Source organism: Chryseobacterium sp. CFS15 (genome assembly GCF_031118795.1).
Classification (GTDB): Bacteria; Bacteroidota; Bacteroidia; order Flavobacteriales; family Weeksellaceae; genus Chryseobacterium; species Chryseobacterium indoltheticum.
In genome coordinates this window covers 413,451-438,623 of record NZ_JAVHYL010000004.1, presented here as the reverse complement: position 1 = coordinate 438,623, position 25,173 = coordinate 413,451, and the positions used below count along the sequence as shown (strand labels likewise).

Below are 25,173 nucleotides of genomic sequence, written 5' to 3'. Positions count from 1 at the left end.
ATCTTTTAAGTTCTCAAGATTTCCGGCATACGTTAAAGCATCCAAATTGATGATCGTAGAATCCGGATTATTTTTTACAAATTCTCTTACGACGTGTGAGCCAATAAATCCTGCTCCGCCAGTGATGATGATGTTTTTCATATTAATATATGCGTTTACCGATGCTTTTGGCTTTTGGTATTGTTTTTTTTTCTTTTTACTTAAATTTTTTACTTTCCCTGGCTATTATTGAATCGTTTTTCTTCCGATACTCTTATAATAGAAGCCATTCTGCTCCGGAACTTCCAGCGGATACATATTTCTTCCGTCGAAAATAGCTTTATTATTCATTTTTTTAGCCATCATTTCAAAGTTAGGATTTTTGAATTCTGGCCATTCAGTAGCAATAAATAATGCATCTGCTTTTTCTAAAGCGTCATACATTGTTTTTGCATAAGATATTTTGTCGCCTAATAATTTTCTTACATTTTCTTCAGCAATAAGATCGTAAGCAACAATTTTAGCTCCTTTTTGAAGAAGCAGATTGATGTTATCTAATGAAGAGGCTTCTCTAATGTCGTCTGTATTTGCTTTAAAAGCCAATCCCCACATTGCAATCGTTTTGCCTTCGAGATTTCCTTCGAAATATTTTTCAATTTCAGAAACCAAAATTACTTTTTGTGAAATATTGACATTTTCTGTCGCTTCCAATATCTGGAAGTTAAAATCATCGTCTTTACCAGATTTTATTAAAGCTTTAACGTCTTTAGGAAAACAACTTCCGCCGTAGCCTATTCCAGGAAACAAGAAACGGTGACCAATTCTGTCGTCGCTTCCCATTCCCAATCTTACTTTATCTACATCTGCGCCTACTTTTTCACAATAATTGGCAATTTCATTCATAAACGTAATTTTTACGGCTAAGAATGAGTTGGATGCATATTTTGTAAGCTCAGAAGACTTCTCATCCATAAAAATAATAGGAATTCCGGTATTGGTAAATGGCTGATAAATTTTTGCCATGATTTCTTTAGCCTTCTCAGAGCTCGATCCTACAACTACTCTCGCTGGGTTCATAGAGTCTTCCACTGCAAAGCCCTCACGTAAAAACTCAGGATTTGAAACCACATCAAAATCAATGGTTGTCTTCGCAGCAATGGTTTCTCTTACTTTATCGGCTGTTCCTACAGGAACGGTGCTTTTATTAACGACAACTTTATATTCAGTCATGAGTTCGCCAATATCGTTGGCTACTTTCAAAACGTAAGATAAATCTGCCGAACCGTCTTCTCCGGGTGGAGTGGGAAGAGCAAGATAAACAACTTCACTTTTGTCTAAAGCTTCTTTAAGATTTGTTGTGAAAAATAATCTTTCGGATTGAATATTTCTAAGAAACATTTCTTCAAGATTGGGCTCGTAAATAGGCACGATGCCATTTTTCATCCCTTCTACTTTTTTTTCATCAATGTCAACACAATAAACCGAATTGCCAAGTTCTGCAAGGGTAGTTCCTGTAACCAAACCTACATAGCCTGTTCCTACTATCGTTATATTCAAAATGTATGTTTTATATAAATTCCTGACAAAAATACTAAAAATTGTTTCATGGTCTTTTTTTAATAACGATAACTTATTAAAGGCTACGGTTCAGTAGAAGTTTGTAATAGCGATTTATGGGTGTATAGTAAAGTTGTATTTTTCATGAATTCTTATTCTATTGATTATGAAGTGTATTTGTGTATTTTATAAAATTGTCATATCTTTGCAGGAGATTAACGGAAAAAATGGAAAGGCTTCTAAGAGAAAGCCTTTTTTCGTACTGTTAAATCAGGATTATATATTATATGGAGTTTAGAAAAAATATTGAAACATTATTAAATGATTTCCTTCAGACGAGAGAAGATCTGTTTCTTATTGATTTGAAGTTTTCCGCAGGAGACGATATTACAGTGATCTTAGACGGTGATAATGGTGTTTCTGTGCAGGATTGTTTAGATGCAAGCCGCGCAATAGAATTTAATATGGATCGTGAAGAGCACGATTTCAGTCTGCAGGTAATGTCTGCAGGATTAAGCGAGCCGCTTTCAATCCCAAGACAGTTTCATAAAAATATCGGAAGAGAGATCGAAGTTTTATTAAATGATTCTTCAGAAATCGAGGGTGAGCTTGCAAAAGTAGACGAAGAGAAAATCACTCTTGTACTGCGTTACCGCAAACCGAAAGAAGTAGGTAAAGGTAAAGTAGACGTAGAGGAGGAAAAAGAAATTCCTTACTCTGACATAAAAAAAGCTTTAGTAGTACTTAAATTTTAAAAGAAAAAAAAGATAAATGGATAATATAGCGTTGATTGAATCCTTTGGTGATTTTAAAGACGAAAAGGGGATCAGTAAAATCGATCTTATGGCGATCATTGAAGATTCTCTAAAAACTTTGTTGAGAAAAAGATTTGATTCTGATGATCATTTTGATGTAATTGTAAACCCTGATAAAGGTGACTTTCAGATTTTCTTAAATAAAACCATCGTTGAAGATGAAATGTCTGAAGATGATGATCTGGAAATTGAAATCACTGAAGCTAAGAAAATAGATCCAACTTTTGAAGTTGGTGAAGATTTTACCATGGAAATTCCGGTAGCACAGTTAGGAAGACGAAATATTTTGACGCTAAAGCAGATTTTAGCAACAAAATTGCAGGAGCATAACAATGCGATGTTGTATGATCAGTTCAGAGACAGAATCGGGGAAATTGTAATTGGAGAAATTCACCACATCCGTCACAAACACGTGATCTTGTTGGATGATGAAGGAAACGAGTTTATCTTGCCTAAAGAAAACCAAATTCCATCAGACTTCTTCAAAAAAGGAGAAAATATCAGAGCAATCGTTGAAACGGTTGATTTTAAAGGTTCAAAACCTCAAATTATCATTTCAAGAACAGCTCCGAAATTTTTAGAGAAGTTATTAGAATTAGAAATTCCTGAAATTCAGGACGGAACAATCATCCTTAAAAAAGCGGTGAGAATTCCTGGTGAAAAAGCGAAAATAGCAGTTGACGCTTACGACGACAGAATAGATCCTGTAGGAGCGTGTGTCGGGGTGAAAGGTTCTAGAATTCACGGTGTTGTAAGAGAATTAAGAAACGAAAATATAGATGTAATCCAGTGGTCAAAAAACCCTGAGATTATGGTGAAGAGAGCTTTAGGAAATGTTACCATCAATAAAATTGACATCAACGAAGAGACAAACTATGCATTGGTTTATACTCCGGTTGAAGAGATTTCTAAAGTAATAGGTAAGCAAGGTCAAAACATCAGATTGGCTTCTTGGCTTTCCGGGTACGAGATCGACGTGTTCAGAGAGGCTAGCGAAGATGATGATGTAGACTTGAGAGAATTCAATGACGATATTGAACAGTGGATTTTGGATGAGTTTAAGAAAGTAGGTCTTACAACTGCAAAATCTGTCTTGGATAAAGATACGGCAAGTCTTTTGAATATGGTAGACTTAGAAGAAGAAACCATTGATGATGTGAAGCGTATTTTGAAAGAAGAATTTGAAGATTAATATTTAGAAATAAATTTTAATAAACAGTAAAAAAGAATACTTTAATTTTAAGAATTAAAAAAACAGTAAATAATATAGATGCCAAAAATAAGATTAAATAAAGCGGTTAAGGAATTTAACATATCGATGTCTAGGCTGGTAGAGTTTTTACAGTCTAAGGATATTGTGGTTGAAAACAATCCTAACGCTCAATTAGAAGAAGCGGCATATTCTGCATTGGAAGCTGAGTTTGCCAAAGACGGCGAGCAACGTAAAGCTTCCCATGAGGTGGTTATTTCTAAAGTTCCGGAAGAAAAACTGGAAATGGAAGAAAAGAAAGCACCTGAAGTAATAAGAGCTAAAGCTAATACAAAACCAGAAACCAGAATTTTAGGTAAAATTGATCTTGAACCTAAAAAAGCTGAACCTGTTGCGGAAGAACCAACTCCTGCACCAGCTGCGCCTGTAGAGGAAAAGAAAGAAGAGAAAGTAGAAGTGAAGGAGGTAAAAGAAGAGGTAAAAGCTGCTAAAGAAGAAGTTGCACCGGTTTCTGAAGTAAAAGCAACTCCTGAAAAACAAGAATTCAAGGTTTTGGATAAAATTGATCTTTCTCAAATAGAAGGAAACAGAAACAGACCTGCAAAAAAAGATAAACCTAAAACAGAAGTGGCAAAAGCAGAAGCAAAACCTGCCGAGCCTGTTAAAGAAACACCAAAACCGGCTGAAAAGCCTGTCGCTAAAGTGGAAGAAAAAAAGCCTGAATCTACTAATGAGGAATCTCAGGAACCTCAGAAAATAGAAACTGTTTATCAAAAGCTTGACGGTCCTAAGATTGTTGGTGAAAAAATTGACTTAACTCAATTTGCGCCAAAACCAAACTCAGGAGCTAAAAAGAAGAGAAAAAGAATTGAAAAGCCGGGTGGTCCTAACCAGAATACTGGGAATAACCAACAAGGCGGAAATAATCAAGGTGGACAAAACCGTCCTCAAGGTCAAAATGGCCCAGGTGGAAACCGTCCTCCGGGACAAGGTGGTCCTCAAGGAAACAGACCTCCGGGACAAGGTGGTCAAAACCGTCCGGGTGGCCCAGGTGGAAACAGACCTCCGGGACAAGGCGGACAGAACCGTCCGGGTGGACAAGGTGGTGGAAACCGTTTCGGAAACAACAGACCGGGTCAGAGAACTATGCCTGTTGAGTTAACCGATGAGCAGGTTAAAAACCAAATCAAGGAAACCCTTGAAAAACTTACAAATAAAGGTGGTAAGTCTAAATCTTCTAAACACAGAAAAGACAAAAGAAGTTACCGTAGAGAGCAAGACGAGCGTCAGCAAGAAATTGATGCTGCAGACAGAACATTAAAAGTAACCGAATTCATCACAGTTGGTGAGTTGGCAAGCTTAATGAATGTTTCTCCTACAGAAGTAATCTCTGCTTGTTTCTCTTTAGGAGTGATGGTTACTATGAACCAAAGATTAGAAGCTGATACTTTGTTATTAGTAGCTGACGAATTTGGATTTAAAATTGAATTCTCAGATGCTGATCTTGAAGATACAGATTCTGAAGATGATATCGATACAGAAGAAAGCCTTGTTTCAAGAGCACCGATCGTAACTGTAATGGGGCACGTTGACCACGGTAAAACTTCATTATTGGATTACATCAGAAAAACTAACGTTATTGCAGGTGAATCTGGTGGAATTACCCAGCACATTGGAGCCTACAATGTGAAACTGGAAAATGGTCAGAGAATTACATTCTTAGATACACCAGGTCACGAAGCCTTTACGGCGATGAGAGCAAGAGGTGCACAGGTTACCGATATTGCAATTATTGTTATTGCTGCGGATGATGATGTAATGCCTCAGACGAAGGAAGCGATTTCTCACGCACAAGCTGCAGGTGTACCAATGATTATTGCAATCAACAAGGTAGATAAGCCAAATGCAAACCCAGACAATATCCGTCAACAGCTTTCAGCAATGAATATTTTGGTTGAAGAATGGGGTGGAAATGTTCAGGCGCAAGAAATTTCAGCTAAGATGGGTAACAATATGGATGTCCTATTAGAGAAAGTATTGCTTCAGGCAGAAATGCTTGAGCTGAAAGCTAATCCGGCACGTTCTGCACAAGGTGTTGTTATTGAAGCTTCATTAGATAAAGGTAGAGGTTATGTTGCAACGATGTTGGTACAGACCGGAACTTTAAAAGTAGGAGACTATGTAGTAGCAGGTAAGAATCACGGTAAAGTAAAAGCTTTGCTTGATGAAAGAGGGAAAAACCTTGAAGAAGCAGGTCCTTCAATTCCGGCAACGATTCTAGGTCTTGACGGAGCGCCAACAGCAGGTGATAAATTCAGAGTTTATGCTGACGAAAGTGAAGGTAAAACAATCGCTAACAAGAGAGAGCAGTTACAAAGAGAACTTTCTATCAGAACTAAAAAACATACAACCCTTGAAGAATTGGGTAGACGTATTGCTTTAGGTGATTTCAAAGAATTAAACATTATCCTTAAAGGTGACGTGGATGGTTCTGTGGAAGCACTTTCTGATCAGTTACAAAGATTATCAACAGAAGAAATCAGTATCAACATTCTTCACTCAGGTGTAGGACAGATTACTGAATCTGATATCAACTTAGCGGCAGCATCAGATGCGATTATTATCGGATTTAATGTAAGAGCCGGAGCAAATGCTAAAGATCTTGCAGACCGTGAAGAAATTGAAATCAGAACATATTCTGTAATCTATAAAGCTATCGATGAAGTGAAAGAAGCGATGGAGGGAATGCTTTCTCCGGAGATTCAGGAACAAGTTATTGGTAATGTTGAAATCCGTGAGGTATTCAAAATTTCTAAAGTCGGAACTATCGCAGGTTGTATGGTTCTTACCGGAAAAGTAACAAGACAATCTAAAGTAAGATTACTAAGAGATGGTATCGTGAAATTCGACGGTGAACTTGAAAGTTTAAAGCGTTTCAAAGACGACGTAAGAGAAGTTACGAAAGGCTACGAATGCGGATTAAACCTTAAAGGCTACAATGATATCGAGCAAAATGATATTCTTGAAGTGTATGAAGAGGTTGCTGTGAAGAAGAAATTGAAGTAATTGATTTATAAATAATTAAAAGAGGCTGTCTCAAAAGGGCAGTCTTTTTTGTACTTTGTTTCGATATTTCGATTTTTATATTCTTAAAATTTCAAGAATAGGCTAGAACAGGTCAAAAAGCAGTCTTCTTTATGCTGCTTTTTTCATTTTCTCGAGATTGTGAGCAATTGCGAGTATGCCGATTTCTACCTCGACTTTGTTTTTTCCTCGAAGCATGAATCGTTTAAAATTTTTGTTGTGTTTAATCTGCGCAAAAACAGGTTCAACATCATGGCATCTTTGTTTTCTGAGTTTGATGCCCTTCCTGGTATTAAGAAGTTTGAAAACCTTTTCTCTTATTTTCGCCAGTTTGTAATTGTTTTGTGAAGTGGTTATCTGTCCTGATTTTTGGTCTTTTCTGAAGTAATTGTATTTTACGTAAGGTTTTATTTTCTTAGATTTCAATAAGTTGTAATTTTCTTCTGAGCCATAACCGGCATCAGCAACAAGTTCTTTTGGAACTTTATGATAGTTTTCTTCAAAACCTTGTAAATGGGATTCTAATGTTTTGGTGTCTGTAGGATTGGGGTGGATTGAATAATGTAAAATAAACTGTTTATGGGTAGAGATCTGTAGATTGTAAGCGGGCTTGAGCTGCCCGTTTCGCATATGATCCTCCTTCATCCGCATAAAGGTGGCGTCTGTATCGGTCTTGGAATAAGAATTTCTCCCCTCTAATATCTCTTGCTGCTTTTTGTATTTATCCAAATTATCTGCCCAGTTTTTCTTAGCGTAATTCAGTTTCTGACGAACTTTCGAAGATACTTTTTTATCTTTCAAAGCCTCATTAATCTTTTCGATGGTTTGATTTACTTTTTCAGAATCTATCTCTTTAAAATCAATATTCTCTGTATTTTGAAGCTCATCTTTGGCAACTCCTTGCGCATAATTCCAAAGTTCTTGCAGTTGCTCAGCTATTCTTTCCTTATGTTTTTTGATGGCTCTTCCCCAAACAAAAGTATAGCGATTGGCATTCTATCTTTGTACCATCTACAAAAGTGGTTTCCAGACTCACCAAACCTTCCTTTTCCAAAAGCAAAACGATTTGCGTGAAAATCTTTTTTATCTCACCTTTTAATCGTTCACTGCGAAATCTGTTTAAGGTATTGTAATCGGGACGGCTTATGGCCGAAAGCCACATAAAATGAATGTTTTCTTTCAAGGCCTGCTTCTATTTTGCGACTTGAATAGATATTGCTTAAATAGCCATAAATTAAAACTTTCAAAAGCATTTTCGGGTGATAGCAAGATGTTCCACCAGGTTTGTAAGTTCTGATTAAGCTTTTAAGATCCAAGCCGTCAATAATGCTTGAAACAATTCTAACAGGATGCTTTTCATCAATCAACTCCGATAAATTGGGAGGAAAAAGCAAATTTTCTTTGGGATTGTAATCTTTAAAGATTACTTTTGAATTAGTTAACACAAAGCAAATTAATCAATTTGCAACAATTAGGAAAGCTTAGGCTTTCCTTTTTTCATTAAAGAGGCTGTCTCAAAAGTGAGACAGCCTCTTCTTCTTTAAATAACGAAAGATTGGTTAAAACAATAATTTTATTTTTGTATAAGTGTTGATCATATTTAATGACTTCTTTTGTGAATGTAAGTTTACACAAAACAGACTTATTATGGAAAATCAAAAGAAGTTAGAAATAGTACGAATGCGTATTATAGCCTAAAACATTATATTAACCTGAGTTCGGGTTAAGCAACAATTGTAAATATTAACTTTAAGGTTATTATACGTTTAACGCAAAGGTGAATTTTATTCTTTTATAATAAAGTAAGCAAAGATGAGTCAATAAGTTGATTTTATAAAGCTTTTGCTCAACTTTGCGAAGCAAATTTATTTACTTTTTACTTTCTAAAATAGAAAGTTTAATTATAAAATTTTTGCGTTTACTGATTTAAAATTATTATCGGAATCTCTTATCCCGAACTGAGGTTATTTTACATCGAAAAGTAAAGATTCTTAAAGTATGTGAAAAAATTGAAATAACATTTGTTTTTTATATGCATTAAGTATAAATATATACATATCATATTGAAATGATTGTAATTAATTTCTAGTCGTGTGATTCTGTGATAGTCTGTTATTCTGATGATTGTGAAACTTTATCAAAAGCAATTATTTAGAGTTATTTTAAATAATATTTAACAAATTGCTATATATTTACGATTGATATTTTAAATTTAGAAATACTGTATTTATGAAGCTTATTACGTTTTTAAATTGTCGAATTGATAATGTTTTTAAAGAAATAATAGGTGATTTGTTAAATAAATAAATAAAAATTTAAGTAAAAACTTGCATACGTTAATATTTATTAACATATTTGCTCATTAAAAATATTAAAATTTTGTTAATATGAATGTTAAATTACGTGTTTTAACGGCTGGTGTGCTATTCTTTACGGGACAAGCAATGTTTGCTCAAGATACTACGAAATCAACGAAAGAAAAAGAATCTAAAATTGAAGAAGTAGTTGTTTTGGGATATAACAAAACACAAACAAAGCCAAAAGATGTTACATCATCAGTAACTGTATCTGCTGAGAAATTAGAAAACAGACCAAATGTTTCTTTTTTAAGTTCACTACAAGGAGAAGCTGCAGGATTAAGTATTAATTCAACTTCCGGTTCTCCCGGATCTTCTAAAATTGATGTTATTATTAGAGGGGTTGGTTCTATCAATGCTAGTACAGAGCCTTTGTACGTGGTGGATGGTATGATTTCAAACTCAGTTCAATTTAGAAATTTAAATCCTAATGATTTAGAGTCTGTTTCTGTGTTAAAAGATGCTGCTGCTACGTCGATTTACGGAAGTAGAGGTGCGAATGGTGTTATTGTTATTAGAACAAAGCAAGGTAAGTATGGGAAGCGTTTTGATGTTTCTTATTCTGGAACAGTCGGTATGAGTTTAATTCCTAAAACCGATTATAACATGGCTAATTCTAAGCAAATTTTAACTTTGCAGAAGAGAGTTGGAGTAGGTGCTGGATCTGAAATGACTGATGCCCAAATAGCAGCTTATGATGGACCTGATACAAAGTGGAATGAAGAATTGTTTGACACTGGATTCACACAATCACATGATTTGTCAATGATGTTTGGTGGTGAAAATGTAAATGATTATTTCTCAATTGGTTATTTGGATCAAACTGGAACTGTCCCTCAAACTGATTTCAAAAGATTTACTTTGAGAAACAACTTGAATGGAAAATCTACAAATGGTAGGTTTACTTACAATTCTAATATTGCTTTGGGATATTCTAAAAGACATCAATTAGATCAAGAAACCAATGGTAATATTGCGTCGAATGTTATTCAAAATCCACTTTTAGCAGCTATCGTTGGTTTGCCGACAATTGAGTCAAATAAATATAAAACAGGTCCAGATCTTTTTGCCGCAATTGGGAGTGATTTTGGAGGTGGTAAGAACGTTTGGGTTCTGCAGGATGTTCTTAGAGGAACTCTTCCAAATTTATTAACAGAAACAAGCATTGTTACCAACTTCTCTGCATCATATAAATTAACTGATGATTTGACAGTTACAAACAGATCAGGATTAGATTATAAATACAATGAACGAATCTTTGCGAGATCTCCCTATTCTTTCTTAGGAATAGTAACCGCATTCAATTCTAGAAATGCAACACTCAACCCCAACCCTTTTGGTGGAATAGAGTCAATTCAAAAAACAAGGGAATTTAATTTCAACTCTGTTACAAGTGTTAATTATCACAAAGTAATCAATGATGATCATACTTTTGATGTAGGTGCATATATGGACTGGATGAAAGTTCATTATAACTCTACATCTCAACAACAAAATGGTTTGTATCCTAAAACTTGGGTATTTGGTGCAGGTACAGGATATGTTTCACCAGTTTATTATGATAATCCAAATGCTGGGCAAGATCCAATTGTGTATTATGTTCCAAATGCATCTGCTGGACAGATTACAGGTTCTACACTTGCTTATTTCTTAACTCTTGATTATGACTATAAAAGTAAGTATGGTTTGTCTGGGGTTATCAGAAGAGATGGTACTTATAGATTTACTGGGGATAATAGATGGGCTACATTCTGGTCTGCAGCTGGTAGATGGAATATTGATCAAGAAGACTTTATGGAGGGTTCTACTTTTGACATGTTAAAGTTAAGAGCTTCATATGGTATTCAGGGTAACCAAAACGTAGTGGCAGCTGCATATGGAACAAATCCTTTGCTGCAATCACCAAACTTAATCAGAGAATTTGATTCTCAGTCTTTGGGTTATGCAAATACTCAAGGTGCATATTATTTTAGCGGGCGTCAAAATCCATATTTACAATGGGAAGAAGTTGGACAAGCGAATATCGGTATTGATTACAGATTATGGAATAGTAAGATTGAGGGTTCCATTGACGTATATAACAAAAAAACTGACAAATTGTTTAGTAGTTTAAATGTATCGGCAGTTACAGGTGAAACATCTTTAGAAGCTAATAATGGAGCTTTACAGAATAGAGGTATCGAAGTAATGTTAAGGTATAATATCATTAAAAATGAAAATGCTACTGTATCAATATATGGTAATACAGCATATAATAAAAGTAAGATACTTAGCTTAGTTAAAGATGATAATGCTGGAAACGTTAGAAACGTTACAGGTGGTATGCTTGGTGAATGGTATTTAATTAGATATGCCGGTGTCAATAAAGACAATGGAAATATGTTGTTTTTAGATAAAGATGGTAATGTTACAGAGAATCCTAATACTCTTACAGATCAAGTAAAATCAGATAAGAGTTATTTGCCAAAATGGAATGGTGGATTTGGTATTAATACATCTTATAAAAACTTTTTCCTTGATGCACATTTCTCTTACCAAGCTGATGTATGGAGATATGACAACCAATTAAATTATGTATTAGATCCAACAACTGTAAATAATTACAATGTGTCTGCAGATTTATTAAATGCATGGACTCCTACAAATCAAAATACTAACGTTCCTTCTCTACAAGCTACTAATTTCGATCAGGCAGGATCTTCTGATAGATATTTGAAAGATGCATCCTTTATTAAATTAAAAGTGTTAACATTAGGCTATAGTTTACCTAAATCTATGATTGGTGATTCTATAAAGAGTATGAAGATCTTTGTTTCAGGTGAGAATTTATTCTTGTTCTCTAAGTGGAAGGGTTATGATCCAGAACCTACATTTGCTGTGTCAACGTCAGTATATCCAAATTTAAGAACAGTAACTCTTGGGGTAAATGTTGATTTTTAGAAAGGGGAATTTAAATTAAATAAGTTACAATGAAAAAAATAAAAGTTTTATTATCAATATTAAGTATTGCTGTAGTAATGCAGTCTTGTGAAAATTCATTAGACATTGTACAACCGGGGCAAGTTCCGGATGAAACAATATTTCAAAATTCTAAAGATTTAGAAAAATATTTGGAAGGTGATGTATATGGCTCATTAGATATTACCAGTCAAGTAGGTTTTACATCATTTTTTACCGATGAAGTTAAAATTGGACCTTCAAATGCCGGACAAAATCAGGGTTTGTTTAGATATAATCTGCAGCCTGATGATGGGTTTGTTAGTGGAATTTGGACAGGAAATTATCTTACTATAAATAGAGTTAATAGGTTGTTGAAGCAAGCTGAAAAAATCACTCCAGCTACACCTGCTGAAACTACAACTTACAAAAATACCTTAGCGGAAGCAAGAGTATTAAGAGCTTTCGCATATTTGAATTTAATGTCTTTTTTTACAACAGACATGAAAGATGATAATGCTCTTGGTGTTATTTTGTCTGATACTTATACAGATGACTATACTGTTCAATTACCAAGAGTGAAGAATTCTGATATTTGGAAGTTAATTGAGGATGATCTTACATTTGGTACTGCAAATCTACAAGGTGCTGCTTATCAAACATCTGTGGGGCATCGTTTCCCATCTTTCGCTAGTGCAGCTTTAGTTAGTGCTTTAAGAGCTAGGATGTATCTTTACAGAGGTAATTATCCATTAGCAAGACAATATGCACAAGATGCCATTACTGCTTCCGGAGTTACTCTAACACTTGGCACTCCAATTCCTACAGGAACTCCTTCTTGGACCAATGCAACAACTGTAGGTTCTTGGGCAAACACATTTTATAGTGAGACGTTAACTCCTACCCCTTATAGAAAGTTGTGGTCTGATGGAGCTAATGGAGAAATAATTTTCAAATTGAGTCGTCCAACAAATGGAACAGGTGGGAACATTGCCTCGTTATATACTACTAATAGTACAGCAAGTAATGGATCTCCTCTTTGGACAATGGGATTAAATCTTTATTCATCCTTAACTTCTTATGCGAGTGATATTAGAAGCTGGTCATTCCTTGATCCTAGTTCAACAGCTACAACATCTAATTTTATTATTGATAAATATCCAGGAAAAGGGACTACAAATCTAAAAAATGACATTAAGGTAGCAAGATTGAGTGAAATGTATTTGATTTTAGCAGAATGTGCTATTATGATAAATAATGATTTTGCAACTGCAGCAACAAATATAAGAGCTGTACGTTCTGCAAGAAGATATGTTGCTACTGCTGCTCCTTTACCGGTGTATACAGATAGAGCAACAGCTTTAAAAGATATTTTGAAGGAAAGGAGAGTTGAGCTTTGTTTTGAAGGACATCGTTATATTGATTTAAGAAGATTAGGACAAGTGGCTGGGGTAAGTATTGATAGAAATGCTGCCGACGATACTTATAATTCTGCGACGCCTACTACTATAAGTATTACAGATCACAGATTTACTTTACCTATTCCTTCTGTCGAAATTAATGGTAATCCTGCAATCGCTAATCAGCAAAATCCTGGTTATTAACATTTAATTTACTTTAGTTATGAAAAAAATATTTTGTTTATTTGGACTTTTGATGGTTTTTCTCTTTGTTTCATCTTGTAATGAGGAAGAAGCATTCTACGAAGGAGATTCTTATGTACATTTCCTGAAAGAAGAAGGTGAAGCTTTTGTGTTTGCTGATCAGGATTATAGAGATGTTGAAGTTGAATTCGGAACTGTACAGACAGTTTCTGGAAATCCCGATGTTAAGATTGTTTACGATCCTGTAAATTCAACAGCGGTTGAAGGGGTTGACTTTCAAATCCTAAATGGAGGATCGGGTGTGGTGCTTGATGGTCAAGCGATTGGTAAATTCACTATTAGAATTTTAAAGGCTCCTGCAACTCAGGCTGGGAAAGTTGCAAATTTTAAGATAAAATCTACAGCATTTGCAAATAATTTAGATTATCAAAGCTATTCTTTGAGAATGTCTTTAACTTGTTCAGACGCAGTTTTCATCGGAACGGGTAAATTCAAAAATAATGTAGCTTGGTGGACTGGAGATGCAACTGCTGTTTATGATGTTATTAAATCTACTCCAGTTAGTGGAAATGAACAATTGAGAGTTAAAGGTTTTTGGGATAATGGAGATGACTTAGTAGTGTATTATAATCCTACTACTTTTGTAGTAACAGTTCCAGATCAATTTACTGGATACACTTATAACTCTGGAGGAATAAATGCTCCGGTTTGGGCTAGACCTGCAACTGATGGTACAGTTTCTTCTTATAACCCATGTACAAGAAGATTGACTTTAAGAATTTACTATTACCTAAAAGGTACCACTTACTTTTTAGCAAATGATACTGAGGAGTTTACAGGGCAGTAGTAATTATTGTATTACTTTAAAATCTATCTAAGATTTAAAGCAGTTTACTGCTGAAACTTCATTAAATAATAATCCGGAAAATTTATTTTCCGGATTATTTTATGTGTTGTTATGCATAGAAGTATATTGTTTTATTCTTAAAAAATAATGCTTTTAAACTAAAGTGTGTTAAGATTTCTAAGGTAATTAACTTAAATTTATAATAATTTGAAATTATTAATTTCTCTTATAAAATATTTTTTTTTTGTATATCGTATATTTTTTATCAACCCTTTCTGATGATTTTGTATATCGAGAATATTAATTAACTAATTTTTTGTAATTGTGTTTGCTGGTTTCTGATTTTTAAAATTTGTTTGTATTAATATTAATTAACATCTTTGTGAAAATAAATATTAAAATTTAATTAATATGAATGTTAAATTAAGTGTATTAAGTGCGGGAGTTCTGTTTTTTACAGGTCAGGCATTATTCGCTCAAAACAAATCAAATGATACCATAACTAAAGAAACTCAAATTGAAGAGGTTGTAATGGTAGGTTTTGGTCAGAAAAGAGCGGTTCAGGAGATTACAGGATCTACCTCAACCATGAAAGCTAAAGCTATTGATGATGTACCAGTAGCTTCAGTTGATAAATTGTTGCAGGGTAGAGTAAGTGGTGTACAAACTGGCTCATCTTCAGGGCAACCCGGAGGTTTTGCTTCTGTAAGAGTTAGGGGGGTAGCTTCTATTAATGGAGGTGTATCGCCGATTTATATAATAGACGGAGTTAGAGTTTCTTCAGGAGACTTGACAGGAAACAGTACTTCAGCAAACATTTTGGCAAACCTTAACCCTGATGATATTGAATCATTAACAGTTCTTAAAGATGCAGTTTCAACAGCGGTTTACGGAGCTGATGCCGGTGCCGGGGTAATTATTATTACTACAAAGTCAGGAAAGAAAGGAAAGCCTAGATTTAATATTGGTTTTAACCATGGGGTTAGTGATAGAGCAGTTGAAGGATATAGAGGTTTAAATGCATCTCAGTATCAAGATTTGGTAGCGGCTCAAGTTTTAAATAGAATTCCTTCATTAGGGTCAATTGATGCAGTTAAATCTGCTCTTGCTAATCAAGAAATAGGTGGTCTTGAAGGAGCTTCAGTAATCTACAACTCTGATGCTGATACAAATTGGAGAGATGCAGTTTCAAGTAAAGGAGCATATGTTCAGAATGCAGATTTTAGTATGTCTGGAGGTAACGAGAATATTTCTTATTATAACTCAATCAATTATTTTGATCAGAACAGTATTATAAAAAACTCATCATTCAATAGATTGACTTTTACTAACAAATTAGATGTTAAAGCTACAGATAAGTTTAGATTTGGAACAAATCTTCAGATGTCTTACAGTAAAATCAAGACTTTAGGAAATGGAGGTGGTTTTGCTAATCCTATTTTGGGTGAATATTTTCTAAGACCTACAGATCCGCTATATAATGCTGACGGAAGTTACTATTGGGGAAATAACGGACGTATGTCTAATGGTTTATTTAATAATGCTGCATTACTTGAATTGAATTCGCAAGTAGGAAAAACAGCTAGGATTTTTGGTAATATGTATGCAGAATACGATATTCTTAAAAACCTTAAGTACAGATTTGTTTTTGCACCTGAGTATATTAATATCGAAGAAGACCAATATTCAAGTCCACTACATGGAGATGGTACAAATTATAACGGTCTGGCAGATTCAGGAACAAGAAGATATTTTAATTTCAATGTTCAGAATATTTTAAGTTATAATTTCAGATTAGAAGATAAACATAATTTTGATTTCTCAGTTATTCAGGAAGCATATAAATCAGATTTTAGAGATCTTAGAGCGAGTGCTTCTGCTGTAGGAGCATTGTCTTTGTCAACGATTTCTAATTTTGTAAAAATGCAATCTATTGCTGGTACTAGAGCTGAAAACAGCAGACATGGTTATGCCGTAACAGGACACTATGACTTTGATAAATTATTATTGCTAGATGCATCATACAGAAGAGATGTATTGTCTAATTTTACACCAGGACAAAAAGCTGGTAATTTCTGGTCAGCTGGTGTTGGTATTGACTTAGCTAGACTTAATTTTATTAGAGAGGTTGAAGCTATTTCTACTTTAAAGTTTAGAGCGTCTTACGGTAAAGTAGGTAACCAAGTGACAGCAAACCCATACGCATTGTATGCTTACTCAACTAATTATGGTGACTTAGCTGCTGCATCTTATTCAGGAGTATATAATCCAAATTTAAGATGGGAAACGATTAAGCCTTTTAATGTTGGTTTTGACTTTGGTTTCTTCCAAAATAGATTAACAGTTTCTGCTGAATACTACAATAAGAAAACTGAAGATTTAATTTATAATATTCCATTATCTTTATCTCAAGGTTTAGGAAGCTATGTTGATAATATTGGAGATTTAGTAAATAAAGGTTTTGAATTTTCTGTTAATGCAGATATTTTCAAAGGAAGCAGAGATCAGTTTAACCTAAGTGTTGGTGCTAATTTAAGTACATTAGATAACGAAATTACCTCTCTTTATGGAGGTGATGTAAATACGGCGACTACCACAATAAGAGTAGGTGAAGGTGTTAGAACTTGGTACATGAGAAAGTGGGCTGGTGTAGATCCTACCAATGGAGATCCACTATGGTATATGAATGGTGTTGATGGTGAAACTACTAATAATTATAATGCTGCTAAACAAGCTGTACAAGGAAGTTGGTTGAGTACAATCTTTGGAGGAGCTAATATCAGTATGTCTTATAAAGGGATTGGCTTAGACGCTCAATTTACCTATGGTTTCGGAGGTAAAATTTATAATGATTGGGCAAACTATATGTTGAGTGATGGCCAATATACTTTAAACTATTCTGGTTATGCTGATCAGATGGATTATTGGACTCCGGAAAATACCGGTGCTGCGAATCCAAAACCAATTTATGGAGGAAATAAATTGGCTAACAGAGCTTCTACAAGATTTTTATACGATAGTGATTATATCAGATTAGGAAATGCAAGATTATCTTATAGTTTTACAGGGGATGTTTTAAAAGGTTCCGGTCTTAATTCTGTTCAAATATATGTAATGGGTACTAACCTTTGGACACATACGTTTGATGACAGATTAAAATTAGATCCTGAAATTAACTTGGATGGTACGTCTAATTTGAACTTACCTATAATGAGAACATATAGTATTGGTGTTAATATTGGGTTCTAAAAAAATAAATAAAATGAAATTAAATATTTTAAAAACAGTTGTATTAGCAGTTGGTGTATCTACAGCTTTCGTTTCATGTAGCGAAGATTTTGTAGAGACAAAGTTTTATCAAAACGTTGAACAGGCTCCGTTAACGAGCTTAAACGAAGTTGAAGCATTTCAAAGAGGAATGTACACTTCGATGAGAGCGGTTACTTATTATGGTAGAGATTATACCGTATATGGGGAAACTAGATCAGATGAAATGTATAGTAATGGTTATGCAGGGTATTTTAATACTGTTCATAATTATACAATGACTTCTGCAGATGCTTATGCAAGAGATACTTGGTCTCAGATTTATGCAGCTGTTGCAAAAGCTAATATCCTAATTAATACAGATGTTAATAGTATTAAAGGATCAGAGGCAGATCGCGAAGCGGTAAGGTATCATATTGGTCAGGCTCATGTATTAAGAGCAATGTTTTTCTTTGATCTTTTAAAATTATACGGTCAAAAATATACAGGGGGAACTTTGGGTATTATAACTCCTCTAAAATATGATCCAAAAGCATTACAGGGTAGAGGTACTATTGCTGAAAATGAAGCTCAGATTACTTCAGACTATAATGCTGGGTTAGCAATGATGGTAGCAAACGATCAAGGTATTACAGATCGTGGAACACTTACAATCAATGGTGCAAAAGCAGTAATGAGTAGATTTTTCTTATATAAGAAAGATTATGCAAGAGTAAGAACTCTTACTGATGAAATTATTGCGAGTACTCAGTATCAGGTAATCCCGGCTGCTTCATATGCTGGTTCTTGGGAAGCAGCTAAGCAAAATAATAGCATTTTCGAATTGGAAGTTGGAGTAGCTGGTGCTAACGGTACTAACTCTCTAGGATATATTTATAATTACAATGGTTACGGAAATATAGTTGTACGAGCTTCAAGATATAATAGTTTTGCGGCAAATGATGTAAGAAAAAGTCTTATGACACTTACTGATGGAGAATATTATCTTTATAAATACCCAAACCTTGAAGGTGCTGATAATTTGAAAATTGTAAGATTTGAAGAAGTGCTTCTTAACGGTGTTGAAGCTGAACTTAACGGTGGAAGCGCAGCAAAAGCGCTTACTTACTATAACAATATTGTAACAAATAGAGGTTTAACAGGAGTTAGTACTGTTGATATGGTACTATTAAAAACTGAGAGATCTAAAGAATTATTAGGTGAAGGATTAAGACAATGGGATCTTCTAAGATGGGGAGATGCTGTGCCTAGACCTGCTGGTGCAAGTACTGATATCAGATTAACTGCTTTCCCTATTCCGAGAGCTGAAACTGATCTTGCGGGTACTCCTGTTGTTGCTAACCCTGGTTATGACAATTAATTAACAAGATAATTTATTATAGAAAAAAGCCTGTATTTTACAGGCTTTTTTCTATTTTTACTCATCATAAAAATTAATAATCATGTATAAAGTCTTAATCACATTTTTACCATTACTTTCTGCTGGAGTGTTAGCTCAAAATACTAGCACTGGGGGAAATGTCAATACTGTAGGAAATCGAGTTTTTCTTTCGCAGACCAAGCTTATAAAAACTTCCGAAGTAAGGGATGGCGATCCTTATTATAATGGCACTAGTTTTTTGAAAGCTAATATTCCTGGTTACTCGAAGAATTTGCAAGAGCTTCGATACAATGCCTATTCCGATGAAATGGAATTTACTAGGGATAACGAAGTATATGTTGCTGATAAAGAATCTGGTATGATAGTAAATTTTGAGGATCTAAACAAAAAATATATTTGTATCAATTATAATTTTGGATTTGGTGATCGATACGGATATCTCGTATTACTTGTATCAAATCCTCAAAAATATTCGCTATATAAAAGAGAGAAATTTGAACTTTTGAAAGGGGAAAAAAGTATCAATGGAATCAATAAAGACAGGAATGATTATTATTCAAAGGAAAAAGATTTATATCTATTAAGTTATAATGGTGATTTTAAAAAAATTGATAATAGCAAGAAAAATCTGTTGGAAGCATTTGGTTCGGAATCAAATGAAGTAGACCTTTACTTAAAGACAAATAAAATTAATCTTAAAAAAGAAAGCGATTTGATTAAACTGATAAGTTATATGAATACATTATAACATATTTTATATTTTTGCAGATTAATCATTACAATGAAATATCTTCTTTTTATAATACTGTTCTTCGGCTCTTTTTACAAAGCTCAAGTTATTGTCAATAAAACAGACTCTAACATGCTTGATAAAAAACTAAAAGATACCTTAGTTATAGATTCGGGGACAAAAGATTCTCTTAAAATTTTTAAGCCGACGATTAATGATTATCAGTATCAGACTCAGTTTTCTGAAAAGAAAATCTTTGATACAGCGATGACTTTTAATAAAACGTATATTTTTTCTCAGTATAATAACAGAGATAACTTTGGAAGAGTACAGTTTGCCAATATAGGATCAGGATTCAATCCTTTATCTTATGAAGTGAATGCTGAGCAAAACCTTTCTCTTTTACCAACAAATAAGTCGTACGGAATTTTAGGAATTAATGACATTAAATATTATGATGTAAAAACCCCTACGGCAACCTTTATTTATCATACCGCGATGAAGAACGGTGCGGCTTTGCAGTCAACGTATACCCAAAATATAGGGAAACGATTCAATTTTGCTTTAGATTATATGGGTCTTCGTTCTCAAGGATTTTATAGAAATTCATTGGCAGCAAATAATAATACTTTGTTTTCAGGACATTATACTTCCAAAAGCGGGGATTATGAATTATTTGCTCATTACCTTCATCAGAATGTAAACAACCAGGAGAATGGTGGGATTGTCAATGATGATCTGTTTCAGTCTGGAGATAGCGAGTTTAGAAATCGTGATAGAGCTTTGGTGAATTTGGCCTCATCCAGTTCGCAGTACTCTTACCGAAGATATTATCTGAGTCATCAGTTTACTCCTTTTAATGCTGAAAAATTTCCTTTTAGAATTCGACATACTATTTTTAATCAGGGAAATAAATATTACTATAACCAAAGTAGTTTAGAGCCATATTGGTACACTTCTGAATCAGAAATTGTAAATGGTTTTCCTCTTGCAACTAAAAAATACTCAAATAATTTTAGCAACACTTTCAGTTTGGTTTTTGATAATGAGCGTTTCAAATTAGATGCGGGATTAAGGTATCAAATGCTGAAATTCGGAGTAGATCAAATTACATTGCCAACGCTTGAAATTCCTTCTGAAATGAAAGAAAACAGATTGGGCGCTGTCGGAAATCTACAGATCAAACTTTTCGACAAATTCCAGGTCAATTCATTTTTGGAAATTTCGAAAGGGAATCAGTTTGGAAATTATTTAAAGACGACAAACAATATCAAGTTTGAGCCGATTAAAGATTACTTTGTTAATGCAAAAGTAAATTTCCAAAGTTCATATCCGTCATTTAATTATCTTGCGAACGCTTCGGTGTACAACAATTTTAATTATTTCCTTAGTGATGCAAAAAATCAGTCGGTAACAGAGATTGGAGGTAATGTCAATTTAAAATGGTTTCAGACTCAACTTTTTGCCAACTATTTCAGAATAGATAATTATACGTATTTTGATGCAGCTGCGATGCCAAGACAAAGCGCAAATTCTGTAAATATTTCTCAAATTGGTGGTGATGCTACATTCAGTTATGGCAAGTTTCATTTAAATACAAGAGTACAGTTTCAAAATGCTTTAACCAATAAAGAATTGTTGCCAATGCCATCTTTTATCGGAAGAGCCAACTTTTTCTTTCAGTCTAAAGCATTCAAAAATGCAGCAGAAATTCAGGCTGGTCTGAAAGTATATTACTTCTCAAAATTTGCTACACGAGAATATTTCCCGATTCTTAACGAATATATTTTGCCGAGCGCAGATTCTTTCTCAATCGGAGGACAGCCAATTGCCGACTTGTACGTCAATATGAAGGTAAAAAGAATGTTTTTCTTTATCGAAGGTCAGCAAATAGGAACAGTCGTTTCACCAAACAAATCATATGCATTTCCACATTATCCGGTCTATGATTTTAGACTGAATATCGGAATTTTATGGTATCTGTTCAACTAAAATTAAATCAGGTTGAAAACAATAAATAAAATAGCATTCAGCGAAATTGAAAGTATTCCAAAACTTATAAAAGATTTCCTGAATCATGATATACAAGGATTTGAAGCACATACTTTTTCTCTTGAAAATTTTGCTCAGCAAATTCATTTAAAACAAAACTCTTTCACATTAGAAAAAAGAGAAATTCTATTTGAAACGATAAAATCTCAACTTTCAGATTTTAAGTTGTCTTCTAAACAGATAGAAAACTTAGAAAATTTTAAAAATAAAAATACATTTACGATTACAACCGGGCATCAGCTTAATCTGTTTTCCGGGCCTGTTTTTTTTATATACAAAATTCTTCAGACGATAAAAACCTGTACCTATTTAAAGCAAAATTTCCCTGATTTTAATTTTGTTCCGGTGTATTGGATGGCTTCTGAAGATCACGATTTTGCAGAAATCAATCATTTTAAAACAGAGAATAATTATTACGAAATCAACGAAAAGTCGGGCGGTGCAGTTGGAAAGATTTCTGTAAATGATACTTTTTTCATTTCTGAGTTTGAGAAAGAATTTAAAGATTCTGTTTTCGGAACTGAGTTGATTTTAATGCTTAAGGAAGCTTATAAAAACGGAAATACTTTAACGAAGGCGATTCAGACTTTAGTCAACAGATTGTTTTCAGATTTAGGTTTGTTGATTGTAGATGGTGATTCAAAAGCGTTGAAGAATCAAATTAAAGATGTTTTTAAAAATGAGCTCGAGAATTTTAGCTTACATAAAAACTCAAAAGATAAAGTCGATTTTCTGACGGATAAATACGGGAAAGTTCAGGTAAATCCGCGTGAAATTAATTTATTTTATCTTTCTGAAACTCGCGACAGAATAGATTTTGACGGCAAAAACTATATTGTTGTAGATAAAAATATTCAGTTCACGAAAGAAGAAATTCTAAATGAACTTGATAGTTTCCCAGAAAAATTTAGTCCAAATGCATTGATGCGTCCTGTTTATCAGGAAACAATTTTACCAAATCTCGCTTACATCGGCGGGAATGCAGAAATCATGTATTGGTTGGAACTGAAAGATTATTTTATTGAACTCAATTTGCCTTTCCCTCTTTTAATTCCGAGAAACTCAATGTTGTTTTTAAAAGAAAAGACATTAGGTAAAATTGAAAAACTGGATTTGAAAATAGATGATTTTTTCCAAAATTTCACAAAAATTACCAATGATAAGATTTTAGATAATAATGAAATTCTTAATTTGCTTAATGAAAAAGAAAATCTTCTGACGAAACAGTTTTCAGAATTGAAAAACGCAGCAGAATCAACAGAAAAATCTTTTGGTAATTTGGTAGATGCTGAAGAAACAAGGCAGCTGAAATCATTCGGAAGGATGAGAAAAAGACTTCTTCGTGCTGAAAAGATAAAACAAAATGAACTGTTGGAACGTTTAGAAAATCTGTTTTTAGATGTTCATCCTTCGAAAACGTGGCAGGAAAGAATATATAATTTTTCTGTTCTTTTTGCGGATTTCGGATATTCCTGGATAGAATTTTGTCTGGAAGAAATGGTGGTAGAAGATTCAAAATTAATAATTGTTGCCATTTAATTTTAAAGAAGTATTTTTGTAAATTATAATATCGAAAATGATTAAGAGGTTTTTTGTACTATCTGGTTTATGTATGTTTCTTGGTTTAACTGCTCAGAAAACACACACGGTTATAAAAGGGGATACTCCCTACAATATTTCCAAAAAATACGGAATTACTGTAGACGAGCTGTTGAAGTGGAATCCTAAGGTTAAAGACGGAAAACTGGCGATTGGAGATGTGATTACCGTAAAAACGGGAACTGCAAATGCGGTTGCTACAAAAACGCCTGCTGCAAGCACTTCTTCGCAGACAGGAAAAATAATTCTTCAGCCTAAACAGACTGTTTACGGAATTACAAAACAGTACAGAATTTCTGAAACAGAGTTGAGAAAACTCAATCCAGAGCTTGATTCTCACATGAAAATCGGAGACGAAATCACTTTGCCTCTTGATAGTATCAAAAAATATGGTGGAAATCAGGCAGTAGCTACTCCAGTGACAAAACCTATGGAGACTATTACTGAAACTGCTCCGGTAAATAATAGCAAAACTAAAATGGATTCCGGAAACGAAAGATCTTCAGCCGGAAATTCTCACTCTAATCAGGATGAATACGCCACGTATACCGTTGAACAAGGAGATACCGTTTTTTCTATTGTAAACAAGTTTGGGATTTCAATCGATGAGTTAGTTGCATTAAATCCTGAATTGTCAAAAGGTTTAAAAGCCGGAATGATTTTAAAAATCAGAAAGCTTGATGCGGCTTATATCAAAAAGAATGGTGATGCATTAAGTGTTGTTTTGATGCTTCCTTTCGGTTACAATACTGGCGAAACGCAATATCGAGCAATGGCAACCGATTTTCTTACCGGTGCAAAATTGGCGATCCAAAGAAATGCTTCAAGCGGACAAAAATTAGATATAAAAATTGTTGATTCGGGTAACGAGGCTTCATTCAAAAGCTCTTTATCTCAAATCAATCCAAATAATACCGATTTGATTATCGGGCCTTTCTTCAAGTCAAACGTAATTGATCTTTTAGATTTTACGAAGACTCAAAAAATTCCTGTAGTGGCGCCATTTGCAAACTCACCGGAATTATATAATTACAGCAACCTGATTATTGTTGAAACCAACGATCAAACGTATGCAGATAAAATTTCTGAGGAAGTGAAATCTGTATATTCTAATCAGAAAATTTATATTGTAGCAGATACTAAAAAAGAGAATGCTAATTATCTGAAGTCAAGTCTTGAGAAAAATCTTAAAAATGCTCAGATCACTGTTGTAAATGCAGCCTCAGAAATTCAGTTAGATCAAAATATGATGACAGGGCAATCTGCTCCGGTTATTGCAATTTTGGCGAGTGATAATGATACAGTAGGTGAAGCTTTTTCAAATAAAGTGATTGCTTTATCTAAAGAAGTTCAGGGTATAAAAGCGTTCAGTATGTATGCTGTTCCTAGTTTCGACAAAAAAGTTGACGAATTGAGCCAGGCAAATTTGGTTTATCTGATGGATAGAAAAATTAATGCTGACGGAAATTTTGAAAAAGAAATCTTGGCTGCTTACAAATCAAAATACTGCAAAACTCCTGGCAAATATGCTGTGATTGGTTTTGATGTGGTAAATGATATGTTGACAAGAGAAAACAAAAAAGGAGAAATCTTTAAACAAATCAATAAAGTACAGACTCAGTTGGCTACTAAATTTGAATTTGTAAAATCTAAATCAAACGGAGCTTATGTAAATACAGGCTTCAGGGTGATCAGATTGGTTCCTTAAATTCTTTGAGGACTTTACTATTAAACTATATATTTTAAATAAATAA

The 25,173-nt window shown here is 33.9% G+C and carries 14 protein-coding genes and 1 pseudogene; 12 read left to right on the top strand and 3 right to left on the bottom strand.

Annotation, left to right across the window (positions count from 1 at the left end):
- A partial coding sequence (locus OH814_RS09100) for an NAD-dependent epimerase/dehydratase family protein (protein WP_308827945.1) occupies nt 1-141 on the bottom strand: 141 nt, incomplete at its 3' end.
- An 84-nt stretch (nt 142-225) separates the two neighbouring features.
- Nucleotides 226-1,536, bottom strand: coding sequence for a UDP-glucose/GDP-mannose dehydrogenase family protein (locus OH814_RS09095; protein WP_279196635.1), 1,311 nt, complete (start codon nt 1,534-1,536; stop codon nt 226-228).
- A 287-nt stretch (nt 1,537-1,823) separates the two neighbouring features.
- Between OH814_RS09095 and rimP the strand changes: the two genes are divergently transcribed.
- From rimP to infB, 3 genes are all read left to right on the top strand, one after another.
- Entirely contained in the window at nt 1,824-2,291 is a 468-nt protein-coding gene (rimP, locus tag OH814_RS09090; protein ID WP_076557348.1) for a ribosome assembly cofactor RimP, read from the top strand.
- A 16-nt stretch (nt 2,292-2,307) separates the two neighbouring features.
- Nucleotides 2,308-3,543 (top strand): transcription termination factor NusA, encoded by a 1,236-nt coding sequence (gene nusA, locus OH814_RS09085; protein ID WP_076557350.1) that lies wholly within the window; start codon nt 2,308-2,310, stop codon nt 3,541-3,543.
- 78 nt (nt 3,544-3,621) lie between these two features.
- Complete coding sequence (infB, locus tag OH814_RS09080) at nt 3,622-6,627, top strand: translation initiation factor IF-2 (RefSeq protein WP_308827943.1); 3,006 nt, start codon at nt 3,622-3,624, stop codon at nt 6,625-6,627.
- Nucleotides 6,628-6,756: 129 nt separating this feature from the next.
- Here the strand turns inward: infB and OH814_RS09075 are convergent.
- Nucleotides 6,757-8,090, bottom strand: a pseudogene (locus tag OH814_RS09075) (IS1182 family transposase).
- Between the two features lie 942 nt (nt 8,091-9,032).
- On the opposite strand from OH814_RS09075, the gene OH814_RS09070 reads away from it, so the two are divergent.
- The 9 genes from OH814_RS09070 to OH814_RS09030 all read left to right on the top strand — a co-directional run bounded on the left by OH814_RS09070 (nt 9,033) and on the right by OH814_RS09030 (nt 25,127).
- Nucleotides 9,033-11,942: a SusC/RagA family TonB-linked outer membrane protein gene (locus tag OH814_RS09070; RefSeq protein WP_308827942.1), complete on the top strand. Its 2,910-nt coding sequence runs from the start codon at nt 9,033-9,035 to the stop codon at nt 11,940-11,942.
- Between the two features lie 29 nt (nt 11,943-11,971).
- A complete protein-coding gene (locus OH814_RS09065) occupies nt 11,972-13,543 on the top strand; it encodes a RagB/SusD family nutrient uptake outer membrane protein (protein WP_308827941.1) in 1,572 nt (523 codons plus the stop codon).
- 19 nt (nt 13,544-13,562) lie between these two features.
- On the top strand, nt 13,563-14,390 hold the full coding sequence (locus OH814_RS09060) for a hypothetical protein (RefSeq protein ID WP_308827940.1): 828 nt from the start codon (nt 13,563-13,565) through the stop codon (nt 14,388-14,390).
- A 411-nt stretch (nt 14,391-14,801) separates the two neighbouring features.
- Nucleotides 14,802-17,639, top strand: a complete 2,838-nt coding sequence (locus tag OH814_RS09055; protein ID WP_308827939.1) for a SusC/RagA family TonB-linked outer membrane protein — start codon at nt 14,802-14,804, stop codon at nt 17,637-17,639.
- A 13-nt stretch (nt 17,640-17,652) separates the two neighbouring features.
- On the top strand, nt 17,653-19,017 hold the full coding sequence (locus OH814_RS09050; protein WP_308827938.1) for a RagB/SusD family nutrient uptake outer membrane protein: 1,365 nt from the start codon (nt 17,653-17,655) through the stop codon (nt 19,015-19,017).
- 82 nt (nt 19,018-19,099) lie between these two features.
- Nucleotides 19,100-19,786, top strand: coding sequence for a hypothetical protein (locus OH814_RS09045; RefSeq protein WP_308827937.1), 687 nt, complete (start codon nt 19,100-19,102; stop codon nt 19,784-19,786).
- A 114-nt stretch (nt 19,787-19,900) separates the two neighbouring features.
- Nucleotides 19,901-21,760, top strand: coding sequence for a putative porin (locus tag OH814_RS09040; RefSeq protein ID WP_308827936.1), 1,860 nt, complete (start codon nt 19,901-19,903; stop codon nt 21,758-21,760).
- Between the two features lie 12 nt (nt 21,761-21,772).
- Complete coding sequence (gene bshC, locus OH814_RS09035; RefSeq protein ID WP_279196643.1) at nt 21,773-23,359, top strand: bacillithiol biosynthesis cysteine-adding enzyme BshC; 1,587 nt, start codon at nt 21,773-21,775, stop codon at nt 23,357-23,359.
- A gap of 73 nt (nt 23,360-23,432) precedes the next feature.
- Nucleotides 23,433-25,127: a LysM peptidoglycan-binding domain-containing protein gene (locus tag OH814_RS09030; protein WP_374990566.1), complete on the top strand. Its 1,695-nt coding sequence runs from the start codon at nt 23,433-23,435 to the stop codon at nt 25,125-25,127.
- Nucleotides 25,128-25,173 lie beyond the last annotated feature (46 nt).

Excerpts from the sequence above, each read along its gene's own strand:
- rimP (WP_076557348.1), top strand. The coding sequence starts at position 1,824 with ATGGAGTTTAGAAAAAATATTGAAACATTATTAAATGATTTCCTTCAG.
- nusA (WP_076557350.1), top strand. The coding sequence starts at position 2,308 with ATGGATAATATAGCGTTGATTGAATCCTTTGGTGATTTTAAAGACGAA.
- infB (WP_308827943.1), top strand. The coding sequence starts at position 3,622 with ATGCCAAAAATAAGATTAAATAAAGCGGTTAAGGAATTTAACATATCG.
- OH814_RS09070 (WP_308827942.1), top strand. The coding sequence starts at position 9,033 with ATGAATGTTAAATTACGTGTTTTAACGGCTGGTGTGCTATTCTTTACG.
- OH814_RS09065 (WP_308827941.1), top strand. The coding sequence starts at position 11,972 with ATGAAAAAAATAAAAGTTTTATTATCAATATTAAGTATTGCTGTAGTA.
- OH814_RS09060 (WP_308827940.1), top strand. The coding sequence starts at position 13,563 with ATGAAAAAAATATTTTGTTTATTTGGACTTTTGATGGTTTTTCTCTTT.
- OH814_RS09055 (WP_308827939.1), top strand. The coding sequence starts at position 14,802 with ATGAATGTTAAATTAAGTGTATTAAGTGCGGGAGTTCTGTTTTTTACA.
- OH814_RS09050 (WP_308827938.1), top strand. The coding sequence starts at position 17,653 with ATGAAATTAAATATTTTAAAAACAGTTGTATTAGCAGTTGGTGTATCT.
- OH814_RS09045 (WP_308827937.1), top strand. The coding sequence starts at position 19,100 with ATGTATAAAGTCTTAATCACATTTTTACCATTACTTTCTGCTGGAGTG.
- OH814_RS09040 (WP_308827936.1), top strand. The coding sequence starts at position 19,901 with ATGCTTGATAAAAAACTAAAAGATACCTTAGTTATAGATTCGGGGACA.
- OH814_RS09030 (WP_374990566.1), top strand. The coding sequence starts at position 23,433 with ATGTTTCTTGGTTTAACTGCTCAGAAAACACACACGGTTATAAAAGGG.